The organism is Nocardioides marinisabuli (genome assembly GCF_013466785.1).
In the GTDB taxonomy this organism is placed as follows: Bacteria; Actinomycetota; Actinomycetes; order Propionibacteriales; family Nocardioidaceae; genus Nocardioides; species Nocardioides marinisabuli.
The window spans coordinates 1,942,100-1,967,642 of record NZ_CP059163.1 but is presented as its reverse complement, the minus strand read 5'-3'; the positions used below and the strand labels follow the sequence as shown (position 1 = coordinate 1,967,642).

Annotated in this window: 22 protein-coding genes; 7 read left to right on the top strand and 15 right to left on the bottom strand. The window is 75.1% G+C overall.

Features of this window, described 5'->3' with window-relative positions:
- Positions 1 to 2 precede the first annotated feature (2 nt).
- The 5 genes from H0S66_RS09425 to topA form a co-directional block, all read right to left on the bottom strand.
- Positions 3 to 1,589 (bottom strand): alpha/beta hydrolase, encoded by a 1,587-nt coding sequence (locus H0S66_RS09425; protein WP_258017194.1) that lies wholly within the window; start codon positions 1,587 to 1,589, stop codon positions 3 to 5.
- Positions 1,586 to 2,800 carry a DNA polymerase III subunit delta' gene (locus H0S66_RS09420; RefSeq protein WP_258017193.1) on the bottom strand — a complete coding sequence of 405 codons (1,215 nt, stop codon included), beginning with the start codon at positions 2,798 to 2,800 and terminating at the stop codon, positions 1,586 to 1,588. The genes H0S66_RS09425 and H0S66_RS09420 overlap by 4 nt, the downstream gene beginning before the upstream one ends.
- Positions 2,797 to 3,468: a dTMP kinase gene (gene tmk / locus H0S66_RS09415; RefSeq protein ID WP_179615158.1), complete on the bottom strand. Its 672-nt coding sequence runs from the start codon at positions 3,466 to 3,468 to the stop codon at positions 2,797 to 2,799. Before tmk ends, H0S66_RS09420 begins: the two co-directional genes overlap by 4 nt.
- Before the next feature lie 79 nt (positions 3,469 to 3,547).
- Positions 3,548 to 4,624, bottom strand: coding sequence for a spore photoproduct lyase family protein (locus tag H0S66_RS09410; RefSeq protein ID WP_179615157.1), 1,077 nt, complete (start codon positions 4,622 to 4,624; stop codon positions 3,548 to 3,550).
- A gap of 194 nt (positions 4,625 to 4,818) precedes the next feature.
- Positions 4,819 to 7,560: a type I DNA topoisomerase gene (gene topA, locus H0S66_RS09405; protein WP_179615156.1), complete on the bottom strand. Its 2,742-nt coding sequence runs from the start codon at positions 7,558 to 7,560 to the stop codon at positions 4,819 to 4,821.
- A gap of 240 nt (positions 7,561 to 7,800) precedes the next feature.
- On the opposite strand from topA, the gene H0S66_RS09400 reads away from it, so the two are divergent.
- The 3 genes from H0S66_RS09400 (at position 7,801) to H0S66_RS09390 (ending at position 10,088) form a co-directional block, all read left to right on the top strand.
- Positions 7,801 to 8,673 carry a hypothetical protein gene (locus H0S66_RS09400; RefSeq protein ID WP_179615155.1) on the top strand — a complete coding sequence of 291 codons (873 nt, stop codon included), beginning with the start codon at positions 7,801 to 7,803 and terminating at the stop codon, positions 8,671 to 8,673.
- Positions 8,674 to 8,811: 138 nt separating this feature from the next.
- Positions 8,812 to 9,354, top strand: coding sequence for a sigma-70 family RNA polymerase sigma factor (locus H0S66_RS09395; protein ID WP_179615154.1), 543 nt, complete (start codon positions 8,812 to 8,814; stop codon positions 9,352 to 9,354).
- The gene (locus H0S66_RS09390; RefSeq protein WP_179615153.1) at positions 9,351 to 10,088 is read left to right on the top strand and encodes a hypothetical protein; all 738 of its coding nucleotides are present in this window, start codon (positions 9,351 to 9,353) and stop codon (positions 10,086 to 10,088) included. The genes H0S66_RS09395 and H0S66_RS09390 overlap by 4 nt, the downstream gene beginning before the upstream one ends.
- Before the next feature lie 90 nt (positions 10,089 to 10,178).
- On the opposite strand, the gene H0S66_RS09385 is transcribed toward H0S66_RS09390, so the two are convergent.
- Complete coding sequence (locus tag H0S66_RS09385) at positions 10,179 to 11,726, bottom strand: DUF7059 domain-containing protein (RefSeq protein WP_179615152.1); 1,548 nt, start codon at positions 11,724 to 11,726, stop codon at positions 10,179 to 10,181.
- A gap of 147 nt (positions 11,727 to 11,873) precedes the next feature.
- Here H0S66_RS09385 and H0S66_RS09380 point away from each other — a divergent pair, with 147 nt between their 5' ends.
- Positions 11,874 to 13,505, top strand: a complete 1,632-nt coding sequence (locus H0S66_RS09380) for an Ig-like domain repeat protein (RefSeq protein ID WP_179615151.1) — start codon at positions 11,874 to 11,876, stop codon at positions 13,503 to 13,505.
- 106 nt (positions 13,506 to 13,611) lie between these two features.
- On the opposite strand, the gene H0S66_RS09375 is transcribed toward H0S66_RS09380, so the two are convergent.
- Together H0S66_RS09375 and H0S66_RS09370 are read right to left on the bottom strand one after the other, a co-directional pair.
- Positions 13,612 to 15,924 carry a sodium-translocating pyrophosphatase gene (locus tag H0S66_RS09375; RefSeq protein WP_179615150.1) on the bottom strand — a complete coding sequence of 771 codons (2,313 nt, stop codon included), beginning with the start codon at positions 15,922 to 15,924 and terminating at the stop codon, positions 13,612 to 13,614.
- A 266-nt stretch (positions 15,925 to 16,190) separates the two neighbouring features.
- Positions 16,191 to 16,529, bottom strand: a complete 339-nt coding sequence (locus tag H0S66_RS09370; RefSeq protein ID WP_179615149.1) for an anti-sigma factor antagonist — start codon at positions 16,527 to 16,529, stop codon at positions 16,191 to 16,193.
- Between the two features lie 252 nt (positions 16,530 to 16,781).
- Between H0S66_RS09370 and H0S66_RS09365 the strand changes: the two genes are divergently transcribed.
- Positions 16,782 to 19,121, top strand: a complete 2,340-nt coding sequence (locus H0S66_RS09365) for a DEAD/DEAH box helicase (RefSeq protein ID WP_179617294.1) — start codon at positions 16,782 to 16,784, stop codon at positions 19,119 to 19,121.
- Between the two features lie 9 nt (positions 19,122 to 19,130).
- On the top strand, positions 19,131 to 19,439 hold the full coding sequence (locus tag H0S66_RS09360) for a hypothetical protein (RefSeq protein ID WP_179615148.1): 309 nt from the start codon (positions 19,131 to 19,133) through the stop codon (positions 19,437 to 19,439).
- 7 nt (positions 19,440 to 19,446) lie between these two features.
- Here H0S66_RS09360 and H0S66_RS09355 read toward each other — a convergent pair whose 3' ends face one another.
- From H0S66_RS09355 to ssd, 7 genes are all read right to left on the bottom strand, one after another.
- Positions 19,447 to 19,815 carry an Rv3654c family TadE-like protein gene (locus H0S66_RS09355; RefSeq protein WP_258017191.1) on the bottom strand — a complete coding sequence of 123 codons (369 nt, stop codon included), beginning with the start codon at positions 19,813 to 19,815 and terminating at the stop codon, positions 19,447 to 19,449.
- Complete coding sequence (locus H0S66_RS09350; protein WP_219633641.1) at positions 19,812 to 20,144, bottom strand: TadE family type IV pilus minor pilin; 333 nt, start codon at positions 20,142 to 20,144, stop codon at positions 19,812 to 19,814. Before H0S66_RS09350 ends, H0S66_RS09355 begins: the two co-directional genes overlap by 4 nt.
- 89 nt (positions 20,145 to 20,233) lie before the next feature.
- Positions 20,234 to 20,452, bottom strand: coding sequence for a DUF4244 domain-containing protein (locus tag H0S66_RS09345; RefSeq protein WP_179615147.1), 219 nt, complete (start codon positions 20,450 to 20,452; stop codon positions 20,234 to 20,236).
- 152 nt (positions 20,453 to 20,604) lie between these two features.
- The gene (locus H0S66_RS09340; RefSeq protein WP_179615146.1) at positions 20,605 to 21,345 is read right to left on the bottom strand and encodes a type II secretion system F family protein; all 741 of its coding nucleotides are present in this window, start codon (positions 21,343 to 21,345) and stop codon (positions 20,605 to 20,607) included.
- The gene (locus H0S66_RS09335; RefSeq protein WP_179615145.1) at positions 21,342 to 22,217 is read right to left on the bottom strand and encodes a type II secretion system F family protein; all 876 of its coding nucleotides are present in this window, start codon (positions 22,215 to 22,217) and stop codon (positions 21,342 to 21,344) included. Before H0S66_RS09335 ends, H0S66_RS09340 begins: the two co-directional genes overlap by 4 nt.
- Positions 22,214 to 23,392, bottom strand: coding sequence for a TadA family conjugal transfer-associated ATPase (locus H0S66_RS09330; RefSeq protein ID WP_179615144.1), 1,179 nt, complete (start codon positions 23,390 to 23,392; stop codon positions 22,214 to 22,216). The genes H0S66_RS09335 and H0S66_RS09330 overlap by 4 nt, the downstream gene beginning before the upstream one ends.
- A complete protein-coding gene (ssd, locus tag H0S66_RS09325; protein ID WP_179615143.1) occupies positions 23,389 to 24,495 on the bottom strand; it encodes a septum site-determining protein Ssd in 1,107 nt (368 codons plus the stop codon). The genes H0S66_RS09330 and ssd overlap by 4 nt, the downstream gene beginning before the upstream one ends.
- A gap of 162 nt (positions 24,496 to 24,657) precedes the next feature.
- Between ssd and H0S66_RS09320 the strand changes: the two genes are divergently transcribed.
- Entirely contained in the window at positions 24,658 to 25,443 is a 786-nt protein-coding gene (locus H0S66_RS09320) for an HAD family hydrolase (RefSeq protein ID WP_179615142.1), read from the top strand.
- Positions 25,444 to 25,543: the final 100 nt, after the last annotated feature.

The window sequence follows — 25,543 nt, the reverse complement described above, 5'->3', positions numbered from 1 at the left end:
CCTCAGCAGGTGGTGCCGTCGGCGGGCACGGTGCCCTCGAGCAGGAACGCCTCGATCGCCTCGTCGATGCAGTCGTTGCCCGAGTTGTACGCCGTGTGGCCGTCGCCGTCGCGGGTCAGCAGCACGCCGGGCTCGAGCTGGTCGGCCAGGGCCTCGGCCCACTCGTAGGGCGTGGCCGGGTCGCGGGTGGTGCCGACCACCAGGATCGGCGCGGCGCCCGCGGCGTCGATGTCGTCGAGCCGGGTCGACTCGTCGGGCTCGACCTCGAGCCCCCGGCAGCCCACCAGGCTCCAGGCGAAGACCTCGCCCAGCGTCGGGCTCGCCTCGAGGAAGTCGGGCACCTGCGCCGGGATCTCGGAGACCGGCGTCGTGGAGGGGTCGTCGAGGCAGTTGATCGCGTAGATCGCCTCGGCCGAGTTGTCGGTGTACTCCCCGCCGGGGGTGCGCGAGGCGTAGGTGTCGGCGAGCAGCAGCAGCGTGGTGGGGTCGCCCTCGAAGGCCGCCTCGAGCCCCTGGCTGAGCAGGAACCAGTAGTCGCTGACGTAGAGCGGCGTGATCAGCCCGTAGAACGCGGTGCCGACGCTGAGCTCACGACCACCGGGCCCCTCGATCGGCTCCTCGTCGACGTCGGCCAGGAACTCCTCGATCCGGTCGAGCCCCTCCTGCACGGTGCTGCCGAGGAAGCAGTCGCCGGCGTCGACGCAGTCGGCCACGTAGGCCCGCAGGGCGCGCTCGAAGCCGGCGGCCTGGCCCAGGTTGAGCTCGCGGCTGCTCAGCCCGACGTCGACCGCTCCGTCGAGCACCAGCCGGTCGGCCCGCTCGGGGAACAGCTCGGCGTAGGTCGCGCCCAGCTTCGTGCCGTAGGAGGCGCCCAGGTAGGTCAGCCCGGTCTCGCCGAGCGCGGCGCGCAGCACGTCCATGTCCCGGGCCGCCTCGACGGTCGACACGTGGGCGGCGAGGTCGCCGGAGCGCTCGACGCAGCCCTCGAAGAAGGCCTCCAGGTCGGCGACCAGCGCGTCGACCTCGGCGGGCTCGTCGGGGGCGGGGTCGCCGGCCAGGAACTCGGTCAGCTCCTCGTCGGAGAGGCAGTCGACGGGCGCGGAGCCGCCGGTGCCGCGCGGGTCGAAGCCCACGACGTCGTAGCGGTTCAGCAGCGGCTGGCGGAAGACCCGGTCGCCGGCGGCGGCGTACGTCGTGCCGGGGGCGCCGGGGCCGCCGGGGTTGACCACCAGCGAGCCGATGCGGGCGTCGGGGTCGGCCGCCGGCACCCGCAGGACCGCGACCTCGATCGTCTCGCCGTCGGGCTCGGAGTAGTCGAGGGGCACCTCGAGGCGCGAGCACTCGTGGGCGGGGTCGCTCTCGCACGGCTGCCAGTCCAGGGACTGGGAGTAGAACGGCGCCAGGGCCTCGTCGGGCGGCTCGGTGGCGTCGCCCGACGGGCTGGTGGTGGGCGCGGGGCCGGTGCGCGGCTGCGGCGCCTCGGCCGGGTCGTCGCTGCCGAGCACCCCGCCCAGCACCAGCGCCAGGGCCAGGCCCAGGGCGCTGAGCACCATCGCCAGGACGACCACGATCGCCACGACCTGCTTCACCGGCTGCTCCCCTCGGGCACCATCAGGGCGACCATCATGGCCTCCAGCGCCAAGGCCGGCGGCACGTTGAACTCCAGCATCTGCTCGCGCGCCTCGAAGATCGCGTCGATGCGGCGCAGGTTGAGCTCGGGGCTCGAGGTGCGCACGACCTCCTCGACGTCGGGCCGGATCTCCTCGTTGACCAGCGCACCCGCGGCGCCCACGGCCACCGCGATCGCGTCGCGGTAGACCGAGACCAGGTCCATCAGGCTGCGGTCGACCACGTCGAGCACCCGGCGCTTGGCGCGGGTCTTCTGCCCCTTCTCCAGCGCCGAGAGGGCGGGGGCGTACTCGCGGGGTCGGCGGCCGCGCTCGACCACGCCGTAGGAGGCGTCGAGGTCGACCTTCTCGCGCGCGTCGAGCTCGGCGGTGATCGCCTCCGCCTCTTCCTTGGCGACCTCGACGAGGTTGGCGGCCGCCTGCATGCAGCCGCCCAGCGTGGTCAGCTTGGCGGGGTAGAGCACCACCTCGCGCCGGCGGTTGCGGGTCGCCTCGTCGGTGGCCAGCGCACGGGCGCGGCCGATGTGGCCCTGGCTGGCGCGGGCGGCGTACGACGCGAGCGCGTCGGGCACGCCGAGGGTGCGGGAGAGGAACGCCGCCACGTCGGGCGAGGTCGGCGTCGTCAGCGTGACCAGGCGGCAGCGGCTCACCACCGTGGGCAGCACGTCCTCGAGGGTGGGGGCGCAGAGCATCCACACCGTGCGCTCGCCCGGCTCCTCGATCGCCTTGAGCAGCGCGTTCCAGGCGCGCTCGGTGAGCCGGTCGGCGTCCTCGACGATCAGGACCTGGCGCCCGGCGCCGACCGGCGACAGCGAGGCCTTGCGGACCAGGTCGCGGACCTCGTCGACGCCGATGGAGAGCTTCTCGGTGCGGATCACCGCGACGTCGGCGTGGCTGCCGACCATCGTGGTGTGGCAGCCGTGGCAGCGCCCGCAGCCGGCGTCGCCGGGGGCGTTCTCGCACTGCAGCGCGGCGGCGAAGGCGATCGCGGCGTTGGAGCGGCCCGAGCCGGGCGGGCCGGTGAAGAGCCAGGCGTGGCTCATGCCGTGGCCGGCGGCGGCGGTGCGCAGGGCCTTGATGGCCGGGCGCTGGCCCACCAGGCGCTCCCAGACGGTGCCGGCGTCCTGGTGGGTCGGCAGGTGGGTCGGCTGGTGGGTCGGCTGCTGGGTCACGGGGCCACCTGCCCGGGGACCGCGTCGGTCAGGCTCGCCAGCAGCGGCACCATCCGGGCCCGGACGGCCTCCGCGACCTCCTCGACCGGGGCCCGGGCGTCGAGCACCAGGTAGTGCTCGGGGTCGGCGGCGGCCATCGCCACGAACGACTCGCGCACGCGCTGGTGGAAGTCGAGGGACTCGCCCTCGATGCGGTCGCGGCCCTCGAAGCGGCCCAGGCCGGTGGCCGGCTCGAGGTCGAGCACGACGGTCAGGTGGGGCCGCAGGTCGCCGGTGGCCCAGCGGGCCACCTGCTCGACCTCGGCGACCGGCAGGCTGCGACCGGCCCCCTGGTAGGCCAGCGTCGAGTCGACGTAGCGGTCGGTGACGACGACCTCGCCGCGCTCGAGCGCGGGCAGCACCATCGTCTCGACGTGCTCGGCCTTGTCGGCAGCGTACAGCAGCGCCTCGGTGCGGTCGGCGAGCGCCCCGGTCTCGGGCGAGAGCACGATGCGGCGCAGCTGCTGGCCGACGGGGGTGTCACCGGGCTCGAAGGTCAGCACGACCCGGTGGCCCTGCTCCTCCAGCCAGGTGCGCAGCAGGCGCGACTGGGTGGACTTGCCGGAGCCCTCGCCGCCCTCGAAGCACACGAAGACGCCGCGCTGGGTGTAGGTGCCGGGCGATGTCACGGCCCCGAACCTACGTGGGGGCACCGACGCCGACCAGCACCGGTCCACAGCCGGGCGCCCGAGGGCCCGCCCGACCGGGTCAGAAGGCGTAGCGGACCCGGCAGTAGGGCATCCGCTCGGCCAGCAGGTCGGTGAGCTGGTCGCGCCAGCGCGCCTTCCACCCGGCGCGGTAGCGCACGTTGGCCTGCCCCGAGTGGCTGGTCTTGGGCTCCTGCAGGTCGGGGCGCCACAGCAGCTCCTCGCCGCGGGGGTGCCAGCCGAGGTTGACCTCGTGCAGCTGCTCGTTGTGGGTCAGGAAGATGATCTCGCACGCCAGCTGGGCCTTCGCCCGCTCGCTGAGCACGTCGTCGACCTGGTCGAACAGCTCGGCCCACTGGCCCAGCCACTGCTCGTGCACCACCACCGGGCTGAAGTTGAGGTGCACCTCGTAGCCGGCCTCGACGAAGTCGTTGACCGCCGCGATCCGCTCGGGGATGCGCGAGGTGCGCAGGTCGAGGCGGTGCGCCATCGGCTCTGGCATCAACGAGAACCGCACCCGGGTGCCGCCGCGCGGGTCCCAGTCGAGCAGGTCGCGGTTGACCAGCTTCGTCGCGAAGCTGGCCTTGGCCCCGCGCAGGTCGCCGAAGAGGTCGACGAGGTCGCGCACGTTGTCGGAGACCAGCGCGTCGGCCGAGCAGTCGCCGTTCTCGCCCAGGTCGTAGACCCAGTCGACCGGGTCGCACTGGTTGGGCTCCGGCTTCGGCCCCTGCCGCGCCGCGTGCCGGGCCAGGTAGCCCGCGATCCTCTCGATGTTGACGAAGACCGTGATCGGGTTGGCGAACCCCTTGCGCCGCGGCACGTAGCAGTAGCTGCAGGCCATCGCGCAGCCGTTGCTGGTGGATGGCGCGATGAAGTCGGCCGAGCGGCCGTTGGGCCGTGCCTGCAGGCTCCGCTTCTCCCCCAGCACCAGCACCTCGCGCTTGGTGCGCACCCACCGCTCCACGCCGCCGGGGTTGCCGTAGAGCCCCGGGATGTCCTGGTGGGAGGCCACCTCGACCCGCTCGGCGTCGGGGAAGCGCTCCAGCACCTGCACGGCTCGCGGCCACCGCTCGATGTCGGGCTCGTGGTAGATCCGGCGCACCTCGAGCAGGCGCTCGGCTGCGGTCGCGGGTGGCATGGACCCAGGCTAGGCGGGCCCACCGACGGCGCCCGGCGACGGCGTACGCCGCCCGGCCCGGGGTGGGCGAGCGGGCGGCGTACGGGCCGGGTGCGGGACGGGTGCTGGGCGGGCGAGTCGCTCACTTGTCAGGTGTTGCAACCCCTGACAAGTGCATGAGTCCCCGGCCGGCCGGGGACTCATGCAGGGCGGCGTCAGGACTTCTTGGCCGCGGCCTTCTTCGTCGTCTTCTTGGCGGCGGCCTTCTTGGTGGTCTTCTTGGCCGCCGTCTTCTTGGTGGCCGTCTTCTTGGCCGGGGCCTTCTTCGCGCCCTTCTTGGCCGCCTTCTTGGCCGGGCCGCGGGCGCGACGCTCCTCGAGCAGCTCGGCGGCACGCTCGAGGGTGAGGTCCTCGACGGTGTCGTCCTTGCGGAGGGTGGCGTTGTACTCGCCGTCGGTGACGTACTCGCCGAAGCGGCCAGACTTCACCACGACCGGCTGCCCGGAGACGGGGTCGTTGCCCAGCTCCTTGAGCGGCGGGGCCGCGGCGGCGCGGCCGCGCTGCTTGGGCTGGGAGTAGATCTTCAGCGCCTCGTCGAGACCGATGGTGAAGAGCTGGTCCTCGCTGGTCAGCGAGCGCGAGTCGGTGCCCTTCTTCAGGTAGGGCCCGTAGCGACCGTTCTGGGCGGTGATCTCGTCGCCGGTCTCGGGGTCCTCGCCCACCACGCGCGGCAGCGAGAGCAGCTTGACCGCGTCCTCGAGGGTGATCGTGTCGAGCGACATCGACTTGAAGAGCGAGCCGGTGCGCGGCTTGGCGCTCTTCTTGGCGTCCTCGGGCAGAGCCTCGGTGACGTAGGGCCCGAAGCGGCCGTTCTTGGCCACGACCTCCAGGCCGGTCTCGGGGTGCGCGCCCAGGTGGATCTCCTCGCCGGCGGGATTGGCGAAGAGCTCCTTGGCCTTCTCCAGCGTCAGCTCGTCGGGCGGCAGGTCCTCGGGCACGTTGGCGCGCACGCCCGCGGCGTTGCCGTCGTCGTCGGGGCCCTCGAGGTAGGGGCCGTAGCGGCCCACCCGCAGGTTGATGCCCGAGTCGGGGCCGCCGACCGGGAAGGTCGCCAGCTCGCGGGCGTCGATGTCACCCAGCTCGTCGACGAGCTTCTTGAGCCCGTCGAGCTCGCTGTTGCCGTAGTAGAACTCGCCGAGCTCGGTGTTGCGCTGCTTGCGCCCGGCCGCGATCTCGTCGAGCACGTCCTCCATCTGCGCGGTGAACTCGTAGGAGATCTGGCGCGGGAAGTGCTCCTCGAGCAGCCGGATCACCGAGAACGCCAGCCAGGCCGGCACCAGCGCCGTGCCCTTCTTGTAGACGTAGCCGCGGTTGAGGATCGTGCCGATGATCGAGGCGTACGTCGAGGGGCGGCCGATCTCGCGCTCCTCGAGCTCCTTGATCAGCGTGGCCTCGGTGTAGCGCGCCGGCGGCTTGGTCTCGTGGCCGTTGGCGCTGATCGAGGCGGCCGAGACGGCGTCGCCCTGGGCCAGCTGCGGCAGGCGGGTCTCCTGGTCGTCGGAGGCCGCACCGTGGTCGGTGCCCTCGACGTAGGCCTTGAGGAAGCCGTGGAAGGTGATGACGCGCCCGCTGGCCGAGAACACGACGTCCTCGCCGGTCGAGGCGGCCCCGCCGAGGCGGATCGTGACCGACTGGCCGACGGCGTCCTTCATCTGCGAGGCGACGGTGCGCATCCAGATCAGCTCGTAGAGGCGGAACTGCTCGCCCTTGAGGCCGGTCTGCGCGGGGGTGCGGAACGAGTCGCCCGCGGGCCGGATCGCCTCGTGCGCCTCCTGGGCGTTCTTGACCTTCGAGGCGTAGGTGCGGGGCGCGTCGGGCAGGTACTCGGCGCCGTACAGCTCCTGGACCTGGGCGCGCGCCGCGTTGACCGCGGTGCCCGACAGCGTCGTGGAGTCGGTACGCATGTAGGTGATGAAGCCGTTCTCGTAGAGGCGCTGGGCGACCGACATGGTCACGCTCGCGCCCATGCCGAGCTTGCGGCTGGCCTCCTGCTGCAGCGTCGTGGTGCGGAACGGCGCGTACGGCGAGCGGCGGTAGGGCTTGGCCTCCACCGAGCGGACCTCGAAGGTCGACTCGCCCAGCCCGGCGACCAGCGCCTCGGCGCGGGTGCGGTCGAGGTGGACGACCTTGCCCTCGGCCGAGGCCTTCAGCACGCCCTCCGAGGTGAAGTCGGAGCCGCGGGCCACGCGGCGCTCGTCGACCGAGTAGACCTTGGCCGGGAACATCCGCTGGTCGTGCTTGGACCCGGCGTCGAAGGTGCCCTCGAGGTCCCAGTAGGAGGCGATCTTGAACGCCATCCGGTCGCGTTCCTTGTCGACGACCAGGCGGGTCGCCACCGACTGCACGCGCCCGGCCGACAGGCCCGACATGACCTTCTTCCACAGCACCGGCGAGACCTCGTAGCCGTAGAGGCGGTCGAGGATGCGGCGCGCCTCCTGGGCGTTGACGAGGTCGTCGTTGATGGTGCGCGGGTTGGCGACCGCTTCCTGGATCGCCGACTTGGTGATCTCGTGGAAGACCATCCGGTGCACCGGGATGTTCTTCGGCTTCAGCTCGTCGAGCAGGTGCCACGCGATGGCCTCGCCCTCGCGGTCCTCATCGGTGGCGAGGTAGAGCTCGTCGGCGTCCTTGAGCAGGCCCTTGAGCTTGGTGATGTGGCTCTTCTTGTCGCGCGGCACGACGTAGTACGGCTCGAAGCCGTTGTCGACGTCGACCGCGAGGCGCCCCCACGGCTTGTCCTTGATCTTGGCCGGGGTGTCCGCGGCCGACTGCGGGAGGTCGCGGATGTGGCCGATGGAGGACTCGACGACGTAGCCCTGGCCGAGGTACCCGCCGATGGTGCGGGCCTTCGCCGGGGACTCGACGATCACCAACTTGTGTGCCACTGCGTGTGTCATTCCTTCGGAAGAGGTGGGGAAGAGCGGCGGCGCCCGTGCGGGTCCCGCCGGCCGTCACGGTAGCGCGTGCCGCGCCGTACGCCGCTGCTGCGGCGTGACCGCGGACGCTTTGCGCAGGTCAGCGGGGCTGTGGGGCCCGGCGCTCGAGGGCCCTGTGGAGGAGCCCGGCGGCACCGGCCGCGGCGTGCCAGCCTCCTGGCTCCACGCCCCCGCGGCGACCCCGGACCCGAGGAGAGACCCGTGCACGACAGCCACGGCAGCCCACGGCTGCGCCCGTCCTACGACGACCGCTACCTCGACGAGCCTGCCTTCGGGGAGCCCGCGTTCGGGGAGCCCGCCTTCGGGGTGCCCGGCTTCCGGGAGCCGTGGCTCGACGGGCCGGCGTGGGACGACCGGCTGACCGAGCTGGTCTTCCTCGACGGCCGGCTCGTCTGCCACCGCACCGGCCCGGTGGCGGGCACCGAGTGGGCCCGGCTGGCCGCCGACCGTGACCGCGAGCGGCAGCTGCCGCCCCCGCCACCGCCCACCCCGCTGTGGCAGGACGTGCTCGACTGGCTCGGCGACCGCGTCGGGGGCGAGCGCGCGCTGGCCGCGCTGCACGACGAGCCGCTGGGCGAGGCACCCGACCTGCCCGACGAGTGCGGCAGCCGGGCCGAGCGGCAGCGGGTCGAGGCGGTGGCCGAGCTCCTCGACTCGGTGGCGGGCCGCTTCCTCGACGCCGAGGTCGCCACCGCGCTGCGCACCGCGCTGCTCACGCTGTGGCGCCTCGAGCCCGAGGCGGTCGCCCGGGCCGCCACCGCGGCCAGCTGCGCCGGCGGCATCTCCTGGGCCGTCGCCAAGGCCAACGGGCTGCTCGCGCCCACCGGCGGGGTGCGCGTCGGGGCGCTCAAGGACCACCTCGACCTGCGCAGCAGCCCGTCGGCGTACGCCGCCCCGGTGCGCGCGGGCCTGCTCGGCTTCCGGCACCTCGCCTCGCGCCACCACCGCCCGCTGGGCGTGCCCGACCTGCTCGACCTGGGCCACGCCGACCTGCTCACCGGGGCCACCCGGGCCCGGCTGCTGCACCTGCGGGACCGGGCCCGGGCCGCCCGCGACGCCGACCACCCACACTGACCCGGCCCATATCTCACGCTGACCCGGCCCGAACTTCGCGTCGAGCCGTCACGTACCTCCGATTTCTGGTCCTGCCCTCAACGTTCCGCGCCGCAGCACCGTCAAGGTGGTGTCAGCAACTGCGAGCAGAGGACTCGGATGAGCACGAACGACGACGGCCGCGGCCTCGGGGACTTCGGGGACTTCGCCCACGCGCAGACCCCCGGGCTACTCGGGCTCGCGCACGCCCTGACCGGCAACCCGCACGACGCCTGGGACCTGACCCAGGAGACGTTGGTGCGGATGGGCGAGCGCTGGGGACGCACCCGCTTCGACGAGCCGGCGGCGTACGCCCGCACGGTGATGACCCGTCTCAACATCGACCGGCTGCGGCGCTTCCGGCGCGAGGTGCTGATCGCCGGGCACCACCGCGAGGACGCGCGCGTGGAGCTCGTCGGCGAGCTCGACGGGTGGCTCGTGGACGCGCTGGCGACCCTCACCCCACGCCAGCGCACGGCGCTGGCGCTGCGCTACGTCGAGGACCTCGACGTGCGCGGCATCGCGGCCCGGATGGGCTGCGCCGAGGGCACCGTCAAGGCCCACCTCTCCCGCGGCACCGAACGGCTCCAGGCCGAGCTCGCCCGGCACCGCACCACCGCTCGACCGACCCGTCCCGGCACCCAGGAAGCGACCTCGCGATGAGCACCACCGACCTGCACGAGACCACCGACGGACGCGACGAGGAGCTGGCGCGGGCCTACGGCCGGCTGACCGCGGCGCTGGCGGCACCGACCGACCTCGGGCCCTCGCTGCGCACCGCGATCGTCCGCCGTCGCCGGCGTCGTACGGCGGCGCGGGTGGCCGGCGGCGCCGTGGCTGCCACGGTCGTGGTCGGCGGGCTCGCCCTCACCACCGGCGGCAGCGGGCCCGAGCGGGCGCCCGACCCGGCAGGCCAGGGCGGCACCAACACCGTGGTGGTCACCCGCGACGACGGCGAGGGGCTCACCTTCGGCCCGGTCGAGCTCAGCTGTGAGACGGCGGGCCGCTCGGGCGAGCGGCTCAACGCCACCACCGAGCTGGTGCTCGCCCCCGGGTCCGAGGAGGTGCTGCTCGAGCCGCTGCTCCACATCTCGGTCCTCGTCGACGACGTCGAACCCGGCCGCACCTACACGCTGCCCTTCGAGGGCAGCCCGGAGAAGAAGAACGTGTCGTCCGACGAGTGGACGTTCGTCTACTTCGCGGCCGTCCCGGCCGCCGACCCCGCGGGCGAGGCCAACGAGATCGGCAGCGACCTCCCGGACTCCACCGGCACGGTGCGCTTCGACGCAGCGACCTGCGGCGACGTCCCCTCCCTCGACGTGACCATCGACGCCGTCCTCGGCAGCGAGGTCGGGCAACCGGCCCTCCCTGTCGAGGGTCGCCTGGCGCTGCCCTGACCCTCGCCGCGGGTTCGGGCCGGGTCAGCGCGAGATTCGGGCCGGGTCGGTGGGAAGTATGGGCCGGGTCAGCGCGAGATTCGGGCCGGGTCAGCGGGAGGGGTGGGCCTGGTCGGCGGGGGTGAGGTAGCCCTCGCGGACCAGCTCGCGCACCACCGGCAGGTAGTCCTCGCGGGTCGCGGCGGGCTCCAGGTCGAGGAGCTCGGCGAGCGCGTCGAGGATCTGGCCGACCTCGAGGTCGCCGTCGCAGGCGCCCACCAGGGCGGCCACCACGGTGTCGGCGGTGCGGGCACGGCGCAGACCGGTCTGCTGGCGCAGCACGATCGTCTCGGGGTCCTCGGCGCCGGGGGCGCCCTGCGTCTCCTGCTGCACGTCGGGGCGGGTGACCAGGCGGCTCTCGGGGCCGACCTCGTGCCGCGCGGCGGCCCCCCACGCCGAGATGGCGGGGGCGATGGGCTGCTCGACCTCGTAGGGCCACGAGAGCAGCTCGCGGGCGGGAGCCGCGGCGCGGTCCTCGCGCAGGTGCAGGTTCACCCAGCCGAAGCCGACCGCCTCGATGCGCTGCTCCTCCATCCACGACAGCCACGTCTCGTAGCGGCGCCGGTAGTCGGCGGTCGCGGCCGCGGTGGCCGAGCCGGTGGAGGGGTGGTGTCCGGAGTCCTTGAGCCACAGCTCGACGTACGACGCCGGGTCGAGGACCTCGCGCTGGACCACCAGCGCGTCGACGTCGTCGCGCAGCCAGGCGCCGAGCCGCTCGTCCCAGGGCTGGTCCTCGCTGATCACCCAGTTGGCCAGCACCTGGCACCAGCCGCCGGGGGCCAGGTGGTCGGGGGCGGTGCGCACGATGTCCTCGACGACCCGGTCACCGGGCAGCCCGGAGTCGCGGTAGACCAGCCGCTCGCCGGTGGCCGGCGAGATCACGAACGGCGGGTTGGTGGCGATCAGGTCGAACCGCTCGCCGACGACGGGCTCGAAGAACGAGCCGTCGCGCACGTCGACCCGGTCGGCCACGTCGTTGAGGGCGGCGTTGAACCGGGTCAGCCGCAGCGCGCGGGCGTTGACGTCGGTGGCGACCACGGAATCGGCGTGGCGGGCCAGGTGCAGCGCCTGGACCCCGCAGCCGGTGCCGAGGTCGAGCGCGCGCCGCACCGGCTCGCGCCTGGTCAGCTGGGCCAGCGAGGTCGAGGCGGGGCTGATGCCCAGCACGTGGTCGGTGCCGACGCGCTGGGGCGCCCCGTCGAGGCCCGGGGTGAGGTCGGAGACCACCCACAGGTGCTCGGTGACGGTGCCGCCGACGCCCGCAGGGCCGGCGTGCTCGGTGGCGTAGGGGCGCACGTCGAGGCGCGCGGCGACCTCGCCGACCGACTGCTCCAGCAGCCCCTCGACGCACATCCGGTCGACCAGGCCCGGCAGCGCCGCCTCGGCGGCGGCGAGGTCGACCGGCACCTGCAGCAGGAAGAGGCGCACCAGCGTGGCGAGCGGCGAGCCGTCCGCCTGCGCCGTACGCCGCAGCCCGGGGGTCGTCTCGTTGCGTGCCAGCGCGTCGTGCGCGCGGGGGCCGAGCAGCTCGGCGACGGCGTCGTAGGTGAAGTCGGCACGGACCAGGGCGTCGCGCAGCAGGTGGGGGAGGTCGCTCACCCGGGCGAGCCTAGTGACCGCGACCGGTCGGGCACACCTTGCGCATTCGCCGGACGGGGGCCGACCCGGCGCTTTACCTTGCCCAGGTCACCTCCGCGACCGGTCGGGAGCCCGGGGAGCGGCGACCACCATGGGGAGGGAACCCACATGAACCGAGCTCGACGCACCCCGCACACCCGCCTGCGGACCCGGCTCGGCGCCGGCCTGGGCGCCGCACTGACCACCGCCCTCGTCGCCTCCGGCGCCGGGCTGGCCACGCCCGCGACCGCGGCCCCGGCGGCCCCGCCGTCCTCGGCGTGGGCGAGCGAGCACCGGGCGTTCGGCCTGCTCGAGATCCTCAGCCCGGCCGCGATCCTCGGGGCCCTCGACGGCACGGCCCAGCCGGGCACCCTGCTCGGCCTGCAGCGCCCGTCCTGGGGCTTCCCCGACCTGACTGGGCTCCTGACCGTGACCGAGTCGGTGCAGTGGCTGCGCGACGGGAAGCCGATCGACGGCGCCACCGGCGACTCCTACCTGCCGACCCTCGCGGACGCGGGCAGCAACCTGCAGGCCGTCGTGACCGGGAAGGTGCTCGGCTTCCTGCCCGTCGACGCCGTCACCGGCGTGGTGCGGGTCCTCGTGCCCGGCGGCGGTGGCGGCGGGGGCGGCAGCACGACGGACCCGCTCGAGGCGACGCAGCTGCCCCGGCTGACCGGCATCCCCGGCGTCGGGTCGCTGCTGCAGGTGCTCGACCCGGTGTGGAGCCTGCCGGGCGTCTCGACGACCTACCAGTGGTTCGCCGACGACGCCGCGATCCCCGGGGCGACCGGCCAGACGTTCGTGCCCGGCCTCGAGCAGGCCGGCACCACGATCTACGTGCAGGTCACCGGTGTCCTGGCCGGGCTGCCGCTGGTCAGCGTGCTCACCAACCACCTGCCGATCCCGGCAGCGCCCGCCGAGGAGCTCGGCGCGACCTCCCAGCCGACCGTCTCGGGCACCCCCAAGGTCGGCAAGGTCCTGACCGTCAGCGACCCGGCGTGGAACACCGACGGCGTCGCCCACGGCTACCAGTGGCTGCGCGACGGGGCGCCCGTCGAGGGCGCCACCCTGGCGGCCTACCAGCTCACCCCCGCCGACCTCGGCCACGCCGTCAGCGCGACGGTGACCGGCACCAAGGAGGGCTGGACCAGCGCGACCGTGGACAGCAACGCGCTGACCGCGACCCTCGGCGACGCCATCGTCGCCACCCTCCAGCCGCGCGTCACCGGCACCGCGGCGCTGGGCCAGGCCCTCACCGCGACCCCGGGCACCTGGGGCGCCGGCGAGACCCCCGTCGTCGCCTACCAGTGGCTGCGCGACGGCTCGCCCGTCAGCGGCGCCACCGCCTCGTCGTACGCCGTCACGGTCGCCGACCTGGGCCGTGACCTGGCGCTGCGGGTGACCGCGACCCGCACCGGCTACGCGCCGGGCAGCTTCACCACCGCCGCCCTGCCGGTGGCGCGGGCCACCACCAGCACCACCGCGAAGGCGGCGAGGAAGAAGATCCGCCAGGGCAGGGCGGCGGTGCTCACCATCACCGTCGACGCGGCGCCGGCCAGCCCCGACGGCAAGGTCGCGATCACCGAGGGTGGGCGGACCCTGAAGACCTTCTCCATCGCGAAGGGCTCCAAGAAGGTGCGGATCAAGAAGCTCGCCACGGGCAAGCACACGCTGCGCGTGGGCTACCTGGGCTCCGAGACCACCGCGGACTCCCGGGCCCGGAAGGTCGTGGTGCGGGTGCTGAAGAAGCGGAAGAGGTAGCCCCGCACGCCCGGTCCTGGAGCACCACGACCGACCAGGCACGACACAGCCCCCGCCCGGAGGACCGGGCGGGGGCTGTGGCGTTCGTCGGAGCGGTCGCAGGACCTCAGGTGGTGGGACCGCCCGGCGGGGTGCCGCCGACCGGCGGAGCAGCCACGGCCGGCTCCTCCTCGCCCATCACCGTGGGGCGCTGCTTGGAGATGTAGACGGCCACCGCGATGCCGCCGGCGGCGACGATCGCGATGAGGATGCGCACCACGTCGTTCTCGCCCTCGCCGTAGGAGAGGTCGACGATCGCGGCCACGATCAGCAGCGAGACCAGGTTCATCACCTTGAGCAGCGGGTTGATGGCCGGGCCGGCGGTGTCCTTGAACGGGTCGCCGACGGTGTCGCCGATGACGGTCGCCTCGTGGGCCGGCGAGCCCTTGCCGCCGTGGTGGCCGTCCTCGACGAGCTTCTTGGCGTTGTCCCAGGCGCCGCCGGCGTTGGCCAGGAAGACCGCCATCAGCGTGCCGGTGGCGATCGCACCGGCCAGGAAGCCGGCCAGCGGGGCGACACCGAGCCCGAACCCGACCGCGATCGGCGCCAGGATCGCGAGGATGCCGGGCGTGGCCAGCTCGCGCAGCGAGTCGCGGGTGACGATGTCGACGACCTTGCCGTACTCCGGGCGACCGGTGCCCTCCATGATCCCGGGGATCTCGCGGAACTGGCGGCGCACCTCGTAGACGACCGCGCCCGCGGCCCGTCCGACGGCGTTGATGGCCAGGCCCGAGAACAGGAAGACCACGCTGGCGCCGAGCAGCGCGCCGACGAGGACCTTGGCGTCGAAGACCCAGAAGCCCTCGAAGAACGGGCTGATGTCCGCGTCGTTGGCGACCTCGGCGAACTTCTCGAAGGCGTCCTGGGTGTAGGAGGCGAACAGCGCGCTGGCGGCCAGCACGGCGGTCGCGATCGCGATGCCCTTGGTGATCGCCTTGGTCGTGTTGCCGACCGCGTCGAGCTCGGTGAGGATCTGCGCGCCCTCGGGGCTGACGTCGCCGGACATCTCGGCGATGCCCTGCGCGTTGTCGGAGACCGGCCCGAAGGTGTCCATCGCGACGATGACGCCGACGGTGGTGAGCAGGCCGCAGCCGGCCAGCGCGACGCCGAAGAGGGCCACCTGCCCGCCGATGAGCGCGGCACCGAAGACGGCGGCGCCGATGACCAGCGCGGTGTAGACGGCCGACTCGAAGCCGACCGCGAGGCCGGAGAGGATCACCGTGGCGGCGCCGGTCATCGAGGTCTTGCCGACGTCCTTGACCGGGCGGTGCTCGGTGCCGGTGAAGTAGCCGGTCAGCGAGAGGATCGCGGCGGCCAGCACGATGCCGATCACCACCGAGACCGAGGCGAAGACCCGCGGGCTGGCCTCGGCGCTCACGTCGACGCCGAGGGAGGCCCAGTCGCCGGGCAGGTAGACGAAGGACAGCAGCACCGAGCCGACCGCGCCGATGCCGGCCGAGAGGTAGAAGGCCCGGTTGATCGTCTTCAGGCCGCTCTCGCCGGCACGGGGCTGGGTCAGGTAGACGCCCGCGACCGCGGTCAGCGCACCGATGGCGGGGATCAGCAGCGGGTAGACCAGGCCCTTGTCGCCGAAGGCCTGCGAGCCGAGGATCAGCGCGGCGACCAGGGTCACGGCGTAGGACTCGAAGAGGTCGGCGGCCATGCCGGCGCAGTCGCCCACGTTGTCACCGACGTTGTCGGCGATGGTCGCGGCGTTGCGCGGGTCGTCCTCGGGGATGTTCTGCTCGACCTTGCCGACCAGGTCGGCACCCACGTCGGCGGCCTTGGTGAAGATGCCGCCACCGACACGCATGAACATCGCCAGCAGGGCGGCGCCGAAGCCGAAGCCCTCCAGCACCTTGGGTGCGTTGTCCTGGAAGAAGATCACCACGAGGCTCGCGCCCAGCAGGCCGAGACCGACGGTCAGCATGCCGACGGTCGCGCCGGTGCGGAAGCCGATGTGCATCGCCGGGTCGCGACCCTGCGTCTCGGCGGCGGCGGCCACGCGCAGGTTGGCCTGCACGGCCAGGCTCATGCCGAGGTAGCCCACGGCCGCGGAGAACCCCGCGCCACCGAGGAAGGCCACGGAGCGGAAGATCCGCACCACGGCGTCGTCGGCCGGCAGCAGCAGCAGCGCGAAGAACGCGATGGCCGCGAAGATCGCGAGGGTCCGGAACTGGCGGGTCAGGTAGGCGTTGGCTCCTTCCTGGACCGCGCGGGCGATGGTCTTCATGTTGTCGGTGCCCTCACCGGCGGCTAGGACCTCTTGCCTGAACATCGCCGCCATCGCGAGCGCGCCGAGCGCGATCAGTGCGACGACGATGACCAGGACGAGGTTCCCACCGGTGACGTCCACGACAGCGGGAGCGAATCCCGTCATGTGCTGCCTCCTGCGACTCGGTCGTGCGGGTCGGGGCCACCAGGTGTGACCCAGGTCTCACGGAACGAGGCAGACTCTACGCAGATCAGGCACCCGGAAAGCACGCCGATGTGACCTGCGCCACATCGTGTCGTGGCGCGCATCCCCTACGTGCGTTGCCCTCAGGCCGCTAGAGCGGGCTCGACGGGGCGGCGCGGCGACGTACGCCGGCGCCGAGCGCGGCGCTGCTGCGGCCGCGGTGCGGCGGTGGTGCGGGAGCGGTCGGCTCAGTTGGCGGCGAGCGCGTCGTCGGCCGACTCGTGGATCACGAAGACCTTCGCCAGGCCGGTGATCCGGAAGATCTTGAGCAACCGGTCCTGGGTGCAGACCAGCTGGAGCGAGCCGTCGTGGGCACGGACCTTCTTGAGCCCGCCCACCAGCACGCCGAGACCGGTGGAGTCGAGGAACTCGACGGCCTCCATGTCGACGACGAGGTCGTAGACGCCGGCGGCGACCAGCTCGGTGATCTTGTCACGCAGCTTGGGAGCCGTGTAGACGTCGATCTCCCCGCCGACCGCAACGATGGTCTTGCCATCGGCATCGCGTGTCGCAAGGGTGAGGTCCACGTCTTACTCCCTGTCAGCTGCACTGGCGCTCGGAGGCGGCGGGACGCCCCCGGTCCCGAGCATCGGATCAGGCATATGAAACCACGTGCGGCACCCGCACGCACACCACAGTAAAGAGCCGGTCCCACATCGTGTCGGCCCGGACCGGTCCGCGACCCTGCTGGAGGCAGCGGTGTCGGCGGGGTTTGGGACCATCGGGACGTGCCCGCCGACCCCTCCGACGCCCCCCGTCCCCCTGCCCCGGGGCGGACCCTGCGGACGCCGCCGGGCGGCGTCGGCGACGTCGTCGAGCGACTCGCCTCCCTGCCCTCCCGCGAGGGCCGGTTGACGCACCTGGAGCGGCTCCCGGCGCGTCCGGGGCGCTCGACCGACTGGCCCGGCTGGGCCGACCCGGGGGTCGTGGAGGCCTTCGCCGCCCGGGGCGTGGCACGCCCCTGGGAGCACCAGGTCGAGGCCGCGGAGGCGGCGTGGGCCGGGCGGCACGTGGTGGTCTCGACGGGCACCGCCTCGGGCAAGTCGCTGGCCTTCCAGCTGCCGGCCCTGACCACCCTTCTGGGTGCCCGCGGCCGGCGCGGCCAGCGCGGGGCGACGACGCTCTACCTGGCGCCGACCAAGGCCCTGGCCCAGGACCAGCTGGCGTCGCTGCGCGGCCTCGGGCTGGGCCTGGGGGTGACCACCCACGACGGCGACTCGACCCGCGAGCAGCGCGACTGGGCGCGCGACCACGCGGAGTACGTGCTGACCAACCCCGACATGCTGCACCGCAGCCTGCTGCCCGGCCACGAGCACTGGCACCACTTCTGGCGCACGCTGCGCTACGTGGTCGTCGACGAGTGCCACCACTACCGGGGCGTCTTCGGCGCCCACGTGGCGCAGGTGCTGCGCCGGCTGCGCCGGGTCTGCGCCCTGCACGGCTCCGCACCCACCTTCGTGCTGGCCTCGGCGACGGTGGCCGAGCCCGCCGACGCCGCGGGCCGCCTGACCGGGCTGCCGGTGCACGCCGTGACCGACGACGCTTCCCCGCGCGGCTCGGTGGCCCTCGGGCTCTGGGAGCCCCCGCTGACGTCGTACGCCGGCGAGAACGGCGCGCCGGTGCGTCGCGCGGCGTCCTCCGAGACCGCCGACCTGCTCACCGACCTGGTCGTCGAGGGCGTGCGCACCCTGGCCTTCGTGCGCTCGAGGCGCGGCGCCGAGCAGGTCGCGCTGACCACCGCCGGGCTGCTCGAGGAAGTCGACCCCGCGCTCGCGGGCCGGGTGGCGTCCTACCGGGGCGGCTACCTGCCCGAGGAGCGCCGCGCGATCGAGCAGCAGCTGCGGGCCGGCGAGCTGCTGGGCCTGGCCGCCACCAACGCCCTCGAGCTCGGCATCGACGTCAGCGGGCTCGACGCGGTGCTGATGGCCGGCTTCCCCGGCACCCGGGCGGCGCTGTGGCAGCAGGTGGGCCGCGCGGGGCGCGGCGCCCGGGACGCGGCAGCGGTGCTGGTGGCGCGGGACGACCCGCTCGACACCTACCTGGTGCACCACCCGGAGGCGCTGTTCGGGCGACCGGTCGAGGCCAGCGTCTTCGACGTCTCGAACCCCTACGTGCTGGGCCCGCACCTGTGCGCCGCCGCGCAGGAGCAGGCCCTGACCGAGGCCGACCTGCCGCTCTTCGGCCCGACCGCCCGGGCGGTGCTCGACCAGCTGGTCGCCGCGGGGCTGCTGCGCCGCCGGGCCAACGGCTGGTTCTGGACCGACCGTCGCCGCGCGGCCGACCTCGCCGACATCCGCTCCGCGGGCGGGCGCCCGGTGCAGCTGGTCGAGGCCGGGACCGGCCGGGTCGTCGGCACCGTCGACGCGGGCAGCGCCCACGGCACCGCCCACCCCGGGGCGGTCTACCTGCACCGGGGCGAGACCTACCTGGTCACCTCGCTCGACCTGGAGGAGTCGGTGGCGGTCATCGAGCGTGCCGAGCCCGACCACTCCACCTCGGCCCGCGAGATCACCGACATCAGCGTGCTCGCCGAGCGCGAGCACACCGACTGGGGCCGGTGCCGGCTCTCGGTGGGCGAGGTGGCGGTGAGCCACCAGGTCGTCTCCTACCTGCTGCGCCGCCAGCCCGGGGGCGAGGTCGTCGGCGAGGAGCCGCTCGACCTGCCCGAGCGCACCCTGCGCACCACCGCGGTGTGGTGGAGCGTGCCCGACGACGTGCTCGAGGACAGCGGGATCGACCCCGGCGACCTGCCGGGGGCGGCACACGCGGCCGAGCACTGCTCGATCGGCCTGCTGCCGCTCTTCGCGACCTGCGACCGCTGGGACATCGGTGGCGTCTCCACCGCGCGGCACCCCGACACCGGGGTGCTGACCGTCTTCGTGCACGACGGCCACCCGGGCGGGGCCGGCTTCGCCGAGCGGGGCTACCGCACCGCCCGCGCGTGGCTGGGCGCGACCCGCGAGGCGATCGTGTCGTGCGAGTGCGAGGCCGGCTGCCCCTCGTGCATCCAGTCGCCCAAGTGCGGCAACCAGAACAACCCGCTCGACAAGACCGGGGCGGCCCGGTTGCTGGAGGTGCTGCTCGCCGAGGCCGGCCCGGCCACCGACGCGATGGCCTAGGCTCCGCGCATGGTCGTCCTGGGTCTGATCCTGCTCGCCGCCGGTGTCGCCACGATCCTGGCCGGGGTGCTCACCGCCGAGAACGCGGTCGGGGTCGTCCAGGTGCTCGGCGTCGACGTGGGCGCGCCCACGCTCTTCCTGCTCGGGCTCGCCTCGGGCGTCGCCGTGCTGCTGGGCGTGGTGCTGATCCGCATCGGCACCCGCCGCTCGCTGCAGGCACGCCGCGAGCACAAGCAGCTCGAGGAGCTGTCGCAGAAGCTCGACGCCGTCGAGGCCGAGCGCCGCCGCGACCCCGACGAGGACGCCGCCTCGCACTGACGGGCCCTCAGGGCGCCGGGCCGGCCCGGGCCCGGGCCTCGATGACCAGCACCCGGTCGAGCCCCGGCGGGGCGTCGACGCGCACGGTGACCAGCACCGCGCTGCCCTCGGGCGTGCAGGCGGTGAGCGCCGCCCCGTTGGCCAGGGCTACCCGGTCGGCGGCCAGGCACCCGTCGGCCCGGCTGGTGGCGCCGGCCAGCGCGGCGAGGTCGGCGGCGGCCTGGGCGCGGCGGTGGGCGACGACCACGGCGCCCAGCTCGGCGAGGGCGACCCCGAGCAGCAGGAGCAGGCCGGCCAGGGCGACGCCCAGCACGGTGGCGGCACCGGCCTCGTCGGGCACGGCCCGGCCCCCGCACCGGGCCCGTGGGCGGGTCACGGTGCCTGCTCCTCCAGCGCCGTCGCGGCCGCCGACACCTCGGCGCCCGGCAGCGCCGCGAGCAGCCCGCCCGGCCCGCTGACCGTGCCGGTCACGGTGACCACGACGGTGCCGTCGGCCCGGGCCACCGCCACCCGGCTGCCCGGTGGCGCCACCTGCGCCGCCAGCGCGACCGCGCGGGCCTGGTCGTCGCCGCGGGCCAGGGCCCGGGCGGCCTCGCGTGCCGCGTCGACGACGCGGACCTGGGCCAGGCCGACGCTGAGCAGCCAGGTCATCGCCACCACGACGGCCAGCAGCAGCGGCAGCACCATCGCCAGCTCGGCGGTCACGGCGCCGCGCTCGGGTCGCGCCCCCGGGCCACCCGGGCCACGCGGGCCACCCGGAGCACGCGGCGGGTGCCGGCGGCGCGACCCGCGGCTCACCCGATGCCCAGCAGGCCGAGCACGTGGTCGAACAGGGTGGTGAGCAGCTGGTCGCCGAAGCCGCCGGTGAGCATCGCGTAGAGCAGACCGGCCAGGCCGGCGCCGGCAGCGGTGCCGACGGCGTACTCGGCGGTGGTGATGCCGTCGTCGCCGCGGGTCGGGTCGGGCGGCCGGGCGTCGTCGGGGTGCTGGGTGTGGTCGGGGTCGTGGTGCACGGGTGCTCCTCCTTGTCGGGGCCGCGGGGTCGCGACCGGTCCCCCGATCCTGGGTCGCCCGGGCGCACCCCGGGGCCGGCCGCAGGCGGCGTGTGGGCGGGCCCGCGCGACGCAGCGCCTGTGCACGGCCCCTGGCCCGCAGCGCCGGCGGCTCACAGCAGGGTCCGCATCAGCCCGGCGGCCAGCGGCACGATGCCGACCAGCACGAAGGCGGGCAGGAGGCAGACGCCGAGGGGCACCGCGGCCCGCACCCCCACGGACCGGGCCAGGTCCTCGGCGTCGGCGCCGGCCTCGCGGGCCAGGGCGTCGGCCAGGTCCTCGACCGCCTCGACCACCGACGACCCGCTGGTGTGGGCGCGCGCGAGCGCGCGGCCCAGCGGGGCCAGCAGCGGGTCGCCCGCCACGTCGTGCCACACCGCGCCCGGGTCGACACCCAGGCCCAGCCTCGAGGTCAGCGCCAGCAGGTGGTCGGCGGCCGGCCCGGGCAGGGCGGCCCCGGCCACCGCCACGGCGTCACCGGCGGCGGCCCCCGCCCGCAGCGCCACCGCGAGCAGCCCGACCAGGTGGGGCAGGTCGCGGCGCACCTGCTCACGTCGGCGACGCAGCGCCGGCGGCTCGGAGCGACCGACCACGACCCAGACGACCACTGCCAGCACCGGCCCGGCCACGGCCCCGGTCGCCCCGCCGACGACGGTCGGGCCCACCGCCGCGGCGCACATGGCCAGCAGCCAGCGGTGCCGGCGCATCCAGCCCTGCGCCGCAGCGGGCTCCGCGGCGCCCGTGGCGCCGCCCGGCACCCCGGCGGAGCCCAGGATCGACGGGCGACCACGGGCGGGCGGCACCCACGCCGCCGTGGCCGCGGCGGCCAGCAGCGCCACCGCCCAGGGGCTCACGCGCCGCGCCCGGCCTCGCGGGCCAGCGCCTCGATCCAGGCGAGGCCGGCGAGGGCGAGCGCCACCCCGGCGGCCAGGCAGGCCAGGCCCACGGGGTGCCCGAGCAGGAAGGCGACCGGGTCGCCACCCGCGCCCGAGCCCATCAGCAGCGCCCCCACCGGCAGCACCGCGACCAGCCGCGCGGTCGCGCGCGCCGAGGCCAGCTCGCCGGCCACGACCCGCCGGGTCCCGCGCGCCCGGCGCAGGTCGACCGACACCCGGGCCACGGCGTGGGCCAGGCCGTGGCCGGTGCGGTGGGCCACCTGCCAGGCCGCGGCCACCAGCCGCAGGTCACCGGCGCCCGGGACCTCCCCTGCCGCCCGCCACGCAGCCGGTACGTCGGCCCCGACCCGGTGCGCCTCCGCGACCGGGGCCAGCACCGCCCACTCCTCGGCGGCCCGCTCCAGCGCAGCGCCCGGCGGGCGGCCCGCGGCGAGCTCGGAGGCGAGCGTCTCGCAGGTCTCACGCACCCGCTCCGCGCGCTCGGTGGCCAGCCGGTCCGCGCGACGACGACGGTGCAGGACCAGCAGCACCCAGGCCGCCGCCAGCGCCACCAGCACGGGCGCCAGCAGCCGCACCAGGGCGACCCCACCGGCCGCGAGCACCGCCGCGCCCAGCAGGCCGAGCGCCAGCCACCTGCTCCCCCTCCTGTTCCCCGTGTCCTCCCCCCTGCCGTTCCCCGCGTCCGTCCCCGTGCGCCCCCGCAGGTTCCTCGTCGGGTCGGGCCGGACCAGCAGCGCGGCCGCCCCGGCCGCTGCGACGGCGGCCAGGACGGCCAGGAGGACGGGCGGGCCCACGGGGAGGCCGGCCGCCGCGCCCACCGCCACGGTCACGGCCGGTCCGCGGGCTCGAGCAGCGCCGCCAGCCGCGGGGCGCCGGGGCCGTCCTGCACCCGGTCGCCGTCGAGCCGGGCGGCGGTCAGCATCCGCACCAGCCCGTCGGGGCCGCGCTCGGGCACGGCCAGCTCACGCACCCGGCGTACGCCGTCGCGACCGCGGGCCAGGTGCACGACCAGGTGCACCCCCGAGGCCAGCTGGCTGTGGGTCGCGGCGCGGTCGAGGCCGGCGGCCAGGGCCAGCGCCTCGACGCGGGCGGGCACGTCGGCCGCGGAGTTGGCGTGCAGGGTGCCGCAGCCGCCCTCGTGGCCGGTGTTGAGGGCGGCCAGCAGGTCGACGACCTCGGCGCCGCGCACCTCCCCCACCACGATCCGGTCGGGCCGCATCCGCAGCGCCTGGCGCACCAGGGTGCGCACGTCGACGGCGCCGGCGCCCTCGATGTTGGCGGGCCGGCCCTCGAGCCCCACCACGTGCGGGTGGTCGGGCCGCAGCTCGGAGGAGTCCTCGACGAGCACCAGCCGCTCGGCCGGGTCGACGAGGCCCAGCAGCCCCGCCAGCAGGGTGGTCTTGCCGCTGCCGGTGCCGCCGGTGACCAGGAAGGCGAGCCGCGAGGCCACCACGGCGCGCAGCAGCCGGGCACCGCCGGCCGGCAGCGCGCCGTCGGCGACGAGGTCGTCGACGCGGATCGCCCGGCTCGGCGGCACCCGCAGCGAGATCGAGGTGCCCGGCCGGGCCACCGGCGCCAGCACCGCGTGCAGCCGGGTGCCGTCGGGCAGCCGCACGTCGGCGTACGGCGTGGCGTCGTCGAGGCGGCGCCCGGCCGCGGCGGCCAGGCGCTGGGCCAGCCGGCGCACGGCCGCGTCGTCGGGGAAGACGACCCCGGTCGGCTCGAGCCCCTGACCCCGGTCGACGACGACCTGGGCGGCGCCGTTGACCAGCACGTCGGTCACGCCGGGGCGCCGCAGCAGCGGCTCGAGGGGACCAGCACCGAGCACGTCGCGACGCAGCGCCTCGTGGACCGCCAGGACCGTGGTGTCACCGACGGGCCGGCCGGTGGCGCGCAGCGCGGTGGCGACGCGGTGCGGGGTCAGCGGGCCCGGGTCGCGGGCCAGGTGGTCGCGGACCACCTCGACCAGGTCGCCGGTGTCGAGGGCCGTCGGCACCTGGCTCACGCCGCCTCGCCGAGGACCTCGAGGCGGTCGAGGAGCCCCGAGGCGGTGCGGGCCAGCACGCCGCGCTCGGAGGCCGCCGGGCCGCGCCCGAGGTCCACGGCCTCGTCGAGGCCGCGCTGGTCGCCCATCGCGGCGAGCACGGGGGCTCCGACGGCCCGGCTCACCAGCGACGGGTCCGCCGAGCCGCGCACGACGAGGCGAGTGCGGCCCGGGTCGCCGAGCCGGGCGCAGACCCGGGCCGCGGAGGCCAGCCCCGGCACCGTGGGGACCACGACCACCAGCACGAGGTCGCAGTGCGCGACCACCTCCTCCGCGACCGGGCCGAGCACCCGCGGCAGGTCGACGACGACGGTCTCGTGCCCGCGCCGGGCGGCCGAGAGCGCCTCGCGGGCGGCGAAGGGGGCCAGCGTGTCGGCCCGGCCCGGCGGCCAGGTCAGCACGCCCAGGTCGGCCTCGCGCGGCACGGCGTCGCGCAGCGACCTGGCACTGAGCCGGCCCGTGGTGCGCCCCAGCGAGTCCCACCGGACGCCGTCGCGCCGCTCGAGGCCCAGCACCCGGTCGAGGCCGGGGCCCGCCGCGTCGGTGTCGACGACCAGGGTGGGTCCGCGCCGCGCGGCGCGCTGGCCGAGCGCGCAGGCCAGCGTGGTGGCGCCAGCCCCGCCCGAGCCCCCGACCACGGCCACCACCCGGGCCGGGCGCACCCGCGCCTCGCCGAGGTCGGTGAGCAGCTCGGTCAGCCAGCCCGCCGAGTCCGGCAGGTCGGAGACGTCGGCGGCCCCGACGGCGAGGGCCAGGCGGAAGAGGTCGTCGGGCACCGCCCGGGTGCTGACCACGTGCACCCGGGGGCGGCGCGGCGGACCCAGCACCGCCATCTCCCCGGCCAGGTCGGCGCCGAGCAGCACCAGCGGCGCCCGGGACCAGCGGCGCAGCGCCTGGGCGGGCTCACCGGTGGCGGCCAGCGCCGTGCCGGCCGCGGCCGCCAGCCGCCCGACCTCGTCGAGCAGGTCGCGGTCGCGGGTCACCACCAGCGGCGGGTCGGGCTCGGCCTCGGCCGAGGGGCTGGCGGGACCGGTGGGGAGGGGTGCGCTGCGCAGTGGGCTCATGGGCCCACGCTGCCCCGGCCGCAGCGGCCCGGCGCGACGTCGTACGGACCCTGTGGAACGACCCCGCGCCACGGCCCGGGTGTGCGCCCGAGGTGGCGCATCCCACGCCGCGCCCGCCCCGGACCGCCCCGCACGGTGGCCACCACCGCCTAGGCTCGACCCATGACCGCCTCCGCGGCTTTCTTCGACCTCGACAAGACGATCATCGCCAAGTCGAGCACGCTGGCCTTCAGCAAGCCCTTCCAGGCGGGAGGGCTGATCTCGCGACGCGCCGTCCTGCGCTCGGCGTACGCCCAGTTCGTCTACCTCGTCGGCGGCGCGGACCACGACCAGATGGAGAAGCTGCGCCAGTTCATGTCGCAGCTGTGCAAGGGCTGGGACGTCGCGACCGTCAACGAGATCGTCGCCGAGACCCTGCACCACGTCGTCGACCCGATCGTCTACGACGAGGCCGTCGCCCTCATCGAGGAGCACCGGGCCGCAGGACGCGACATCGTGATCGTCTCGGCCTCCGGCACCGAGGTCGTCGAGCCGATCGGCGCGATGCTCGGCGCCGACACCGTGGTCGCCACCCGCCTCGAGGTCGAGGACGGCTGCTACACCGGCGAGATCGCGACCTACGTCTACGCCGAGCAGAAGGCCGTGGAGATCCTCGAGCTGGCCGCCCAGCGCGGCTACGACCTCGCCGACTGCTACGCCTACAGCGACTCGGTGACCGACGTCCCGATGCTGGAGGCCGTGGGACACCCCCACGCGGTCAACCCCGACAAGGAGCTGCGCCGCACCGCCACCGAGCGCGACTGGCCGGTCCTGGTCTTCATGCGCCCGGTCGCGCTGCGCAGCCGGGTGCGGGTGCGACCGACCCTGGCCGCCCTCGCCGTGGGTGGCGCGGTGGCCGTGGGCGGGGCAGTCTGGGCCGGTGCGCGCCGCCGCGGCCCGACCGCCTGAGCTCTCCGACGCACGCTCGCCCGGCCACCTCCGGGGCGGGTGCTCCCGCAGGTACGAGGTTCGGCATTTTCATGCCGTCCCCTTGTGTCGCGCGTCACAT

Excerpts from the sequence above, each read along its gene's own strand:
- H0S66_RS09410 (WP_179615157.1), bottom strand. The coding sequence starts at position 4,624 with ATGCCACCCGCGACCGCAGCCGAGCGCCTGCTCGAGGTGCGCCGGATC.
- topA (WP_179615156.1), bottom strand. The coding sequence starts at position 7,560 with ATGACACACGCAGTGGCACACAAGTTGGTGATCGTCGAGTCCCCGGCG.
- H0S66_RS09395 (WP_179615154.1), top strand. The coding sequence starts at position 8,812 with ATGAGCACGAACGACGACGGCCGCGGCCTCGGGGACTTCGGGGACTTC.
- H0S66_RS09390 (WP_179615153.1), top strand. The coding sequence starts at position 9,351 with ATGAGCACCACCGACCTGCACGAGACCACCGACGGACGCGACGAGGAG.
- H0S66_RS09380 (WP_179615151.1), top strand. The coding sequence starts at position 11,874 with ATGAACCGAGCTCGACGCACCCCGCACACCCGCCTGCGGACCCGGCTC.
- H0S66_RS09375 (WP_179615150.1), bottom strand. The coding sequence starts at position 15,924 with ATGACGGGATTCGCTCCCGCTGTCGTGGACGTCACCGGTGGGAACCTC.
- H0S66_RS09360 (WP_179615148.1), top strand. The coding sequence starts at position 19,131 with ATGGTCGTCCTGGGTCTGATCCTGCTCGCCGCCGGTGTCGCCACGATC.
- ssd (WP_179615143.1), bottom strand. The coding sequence starts at position 24,495 with ATGAGCCCACTGCGCAGCGCACCCCTCCCCACCGGTCCCGCCAGCCCC.
- H0S66_RS09320 (WP_179615142.1), top strand. The coding sequence starts at position 24,658 with ATGACCGCCTCCGCGGCTTTCTTCGACCTCGACAAGACGATCATCGCC.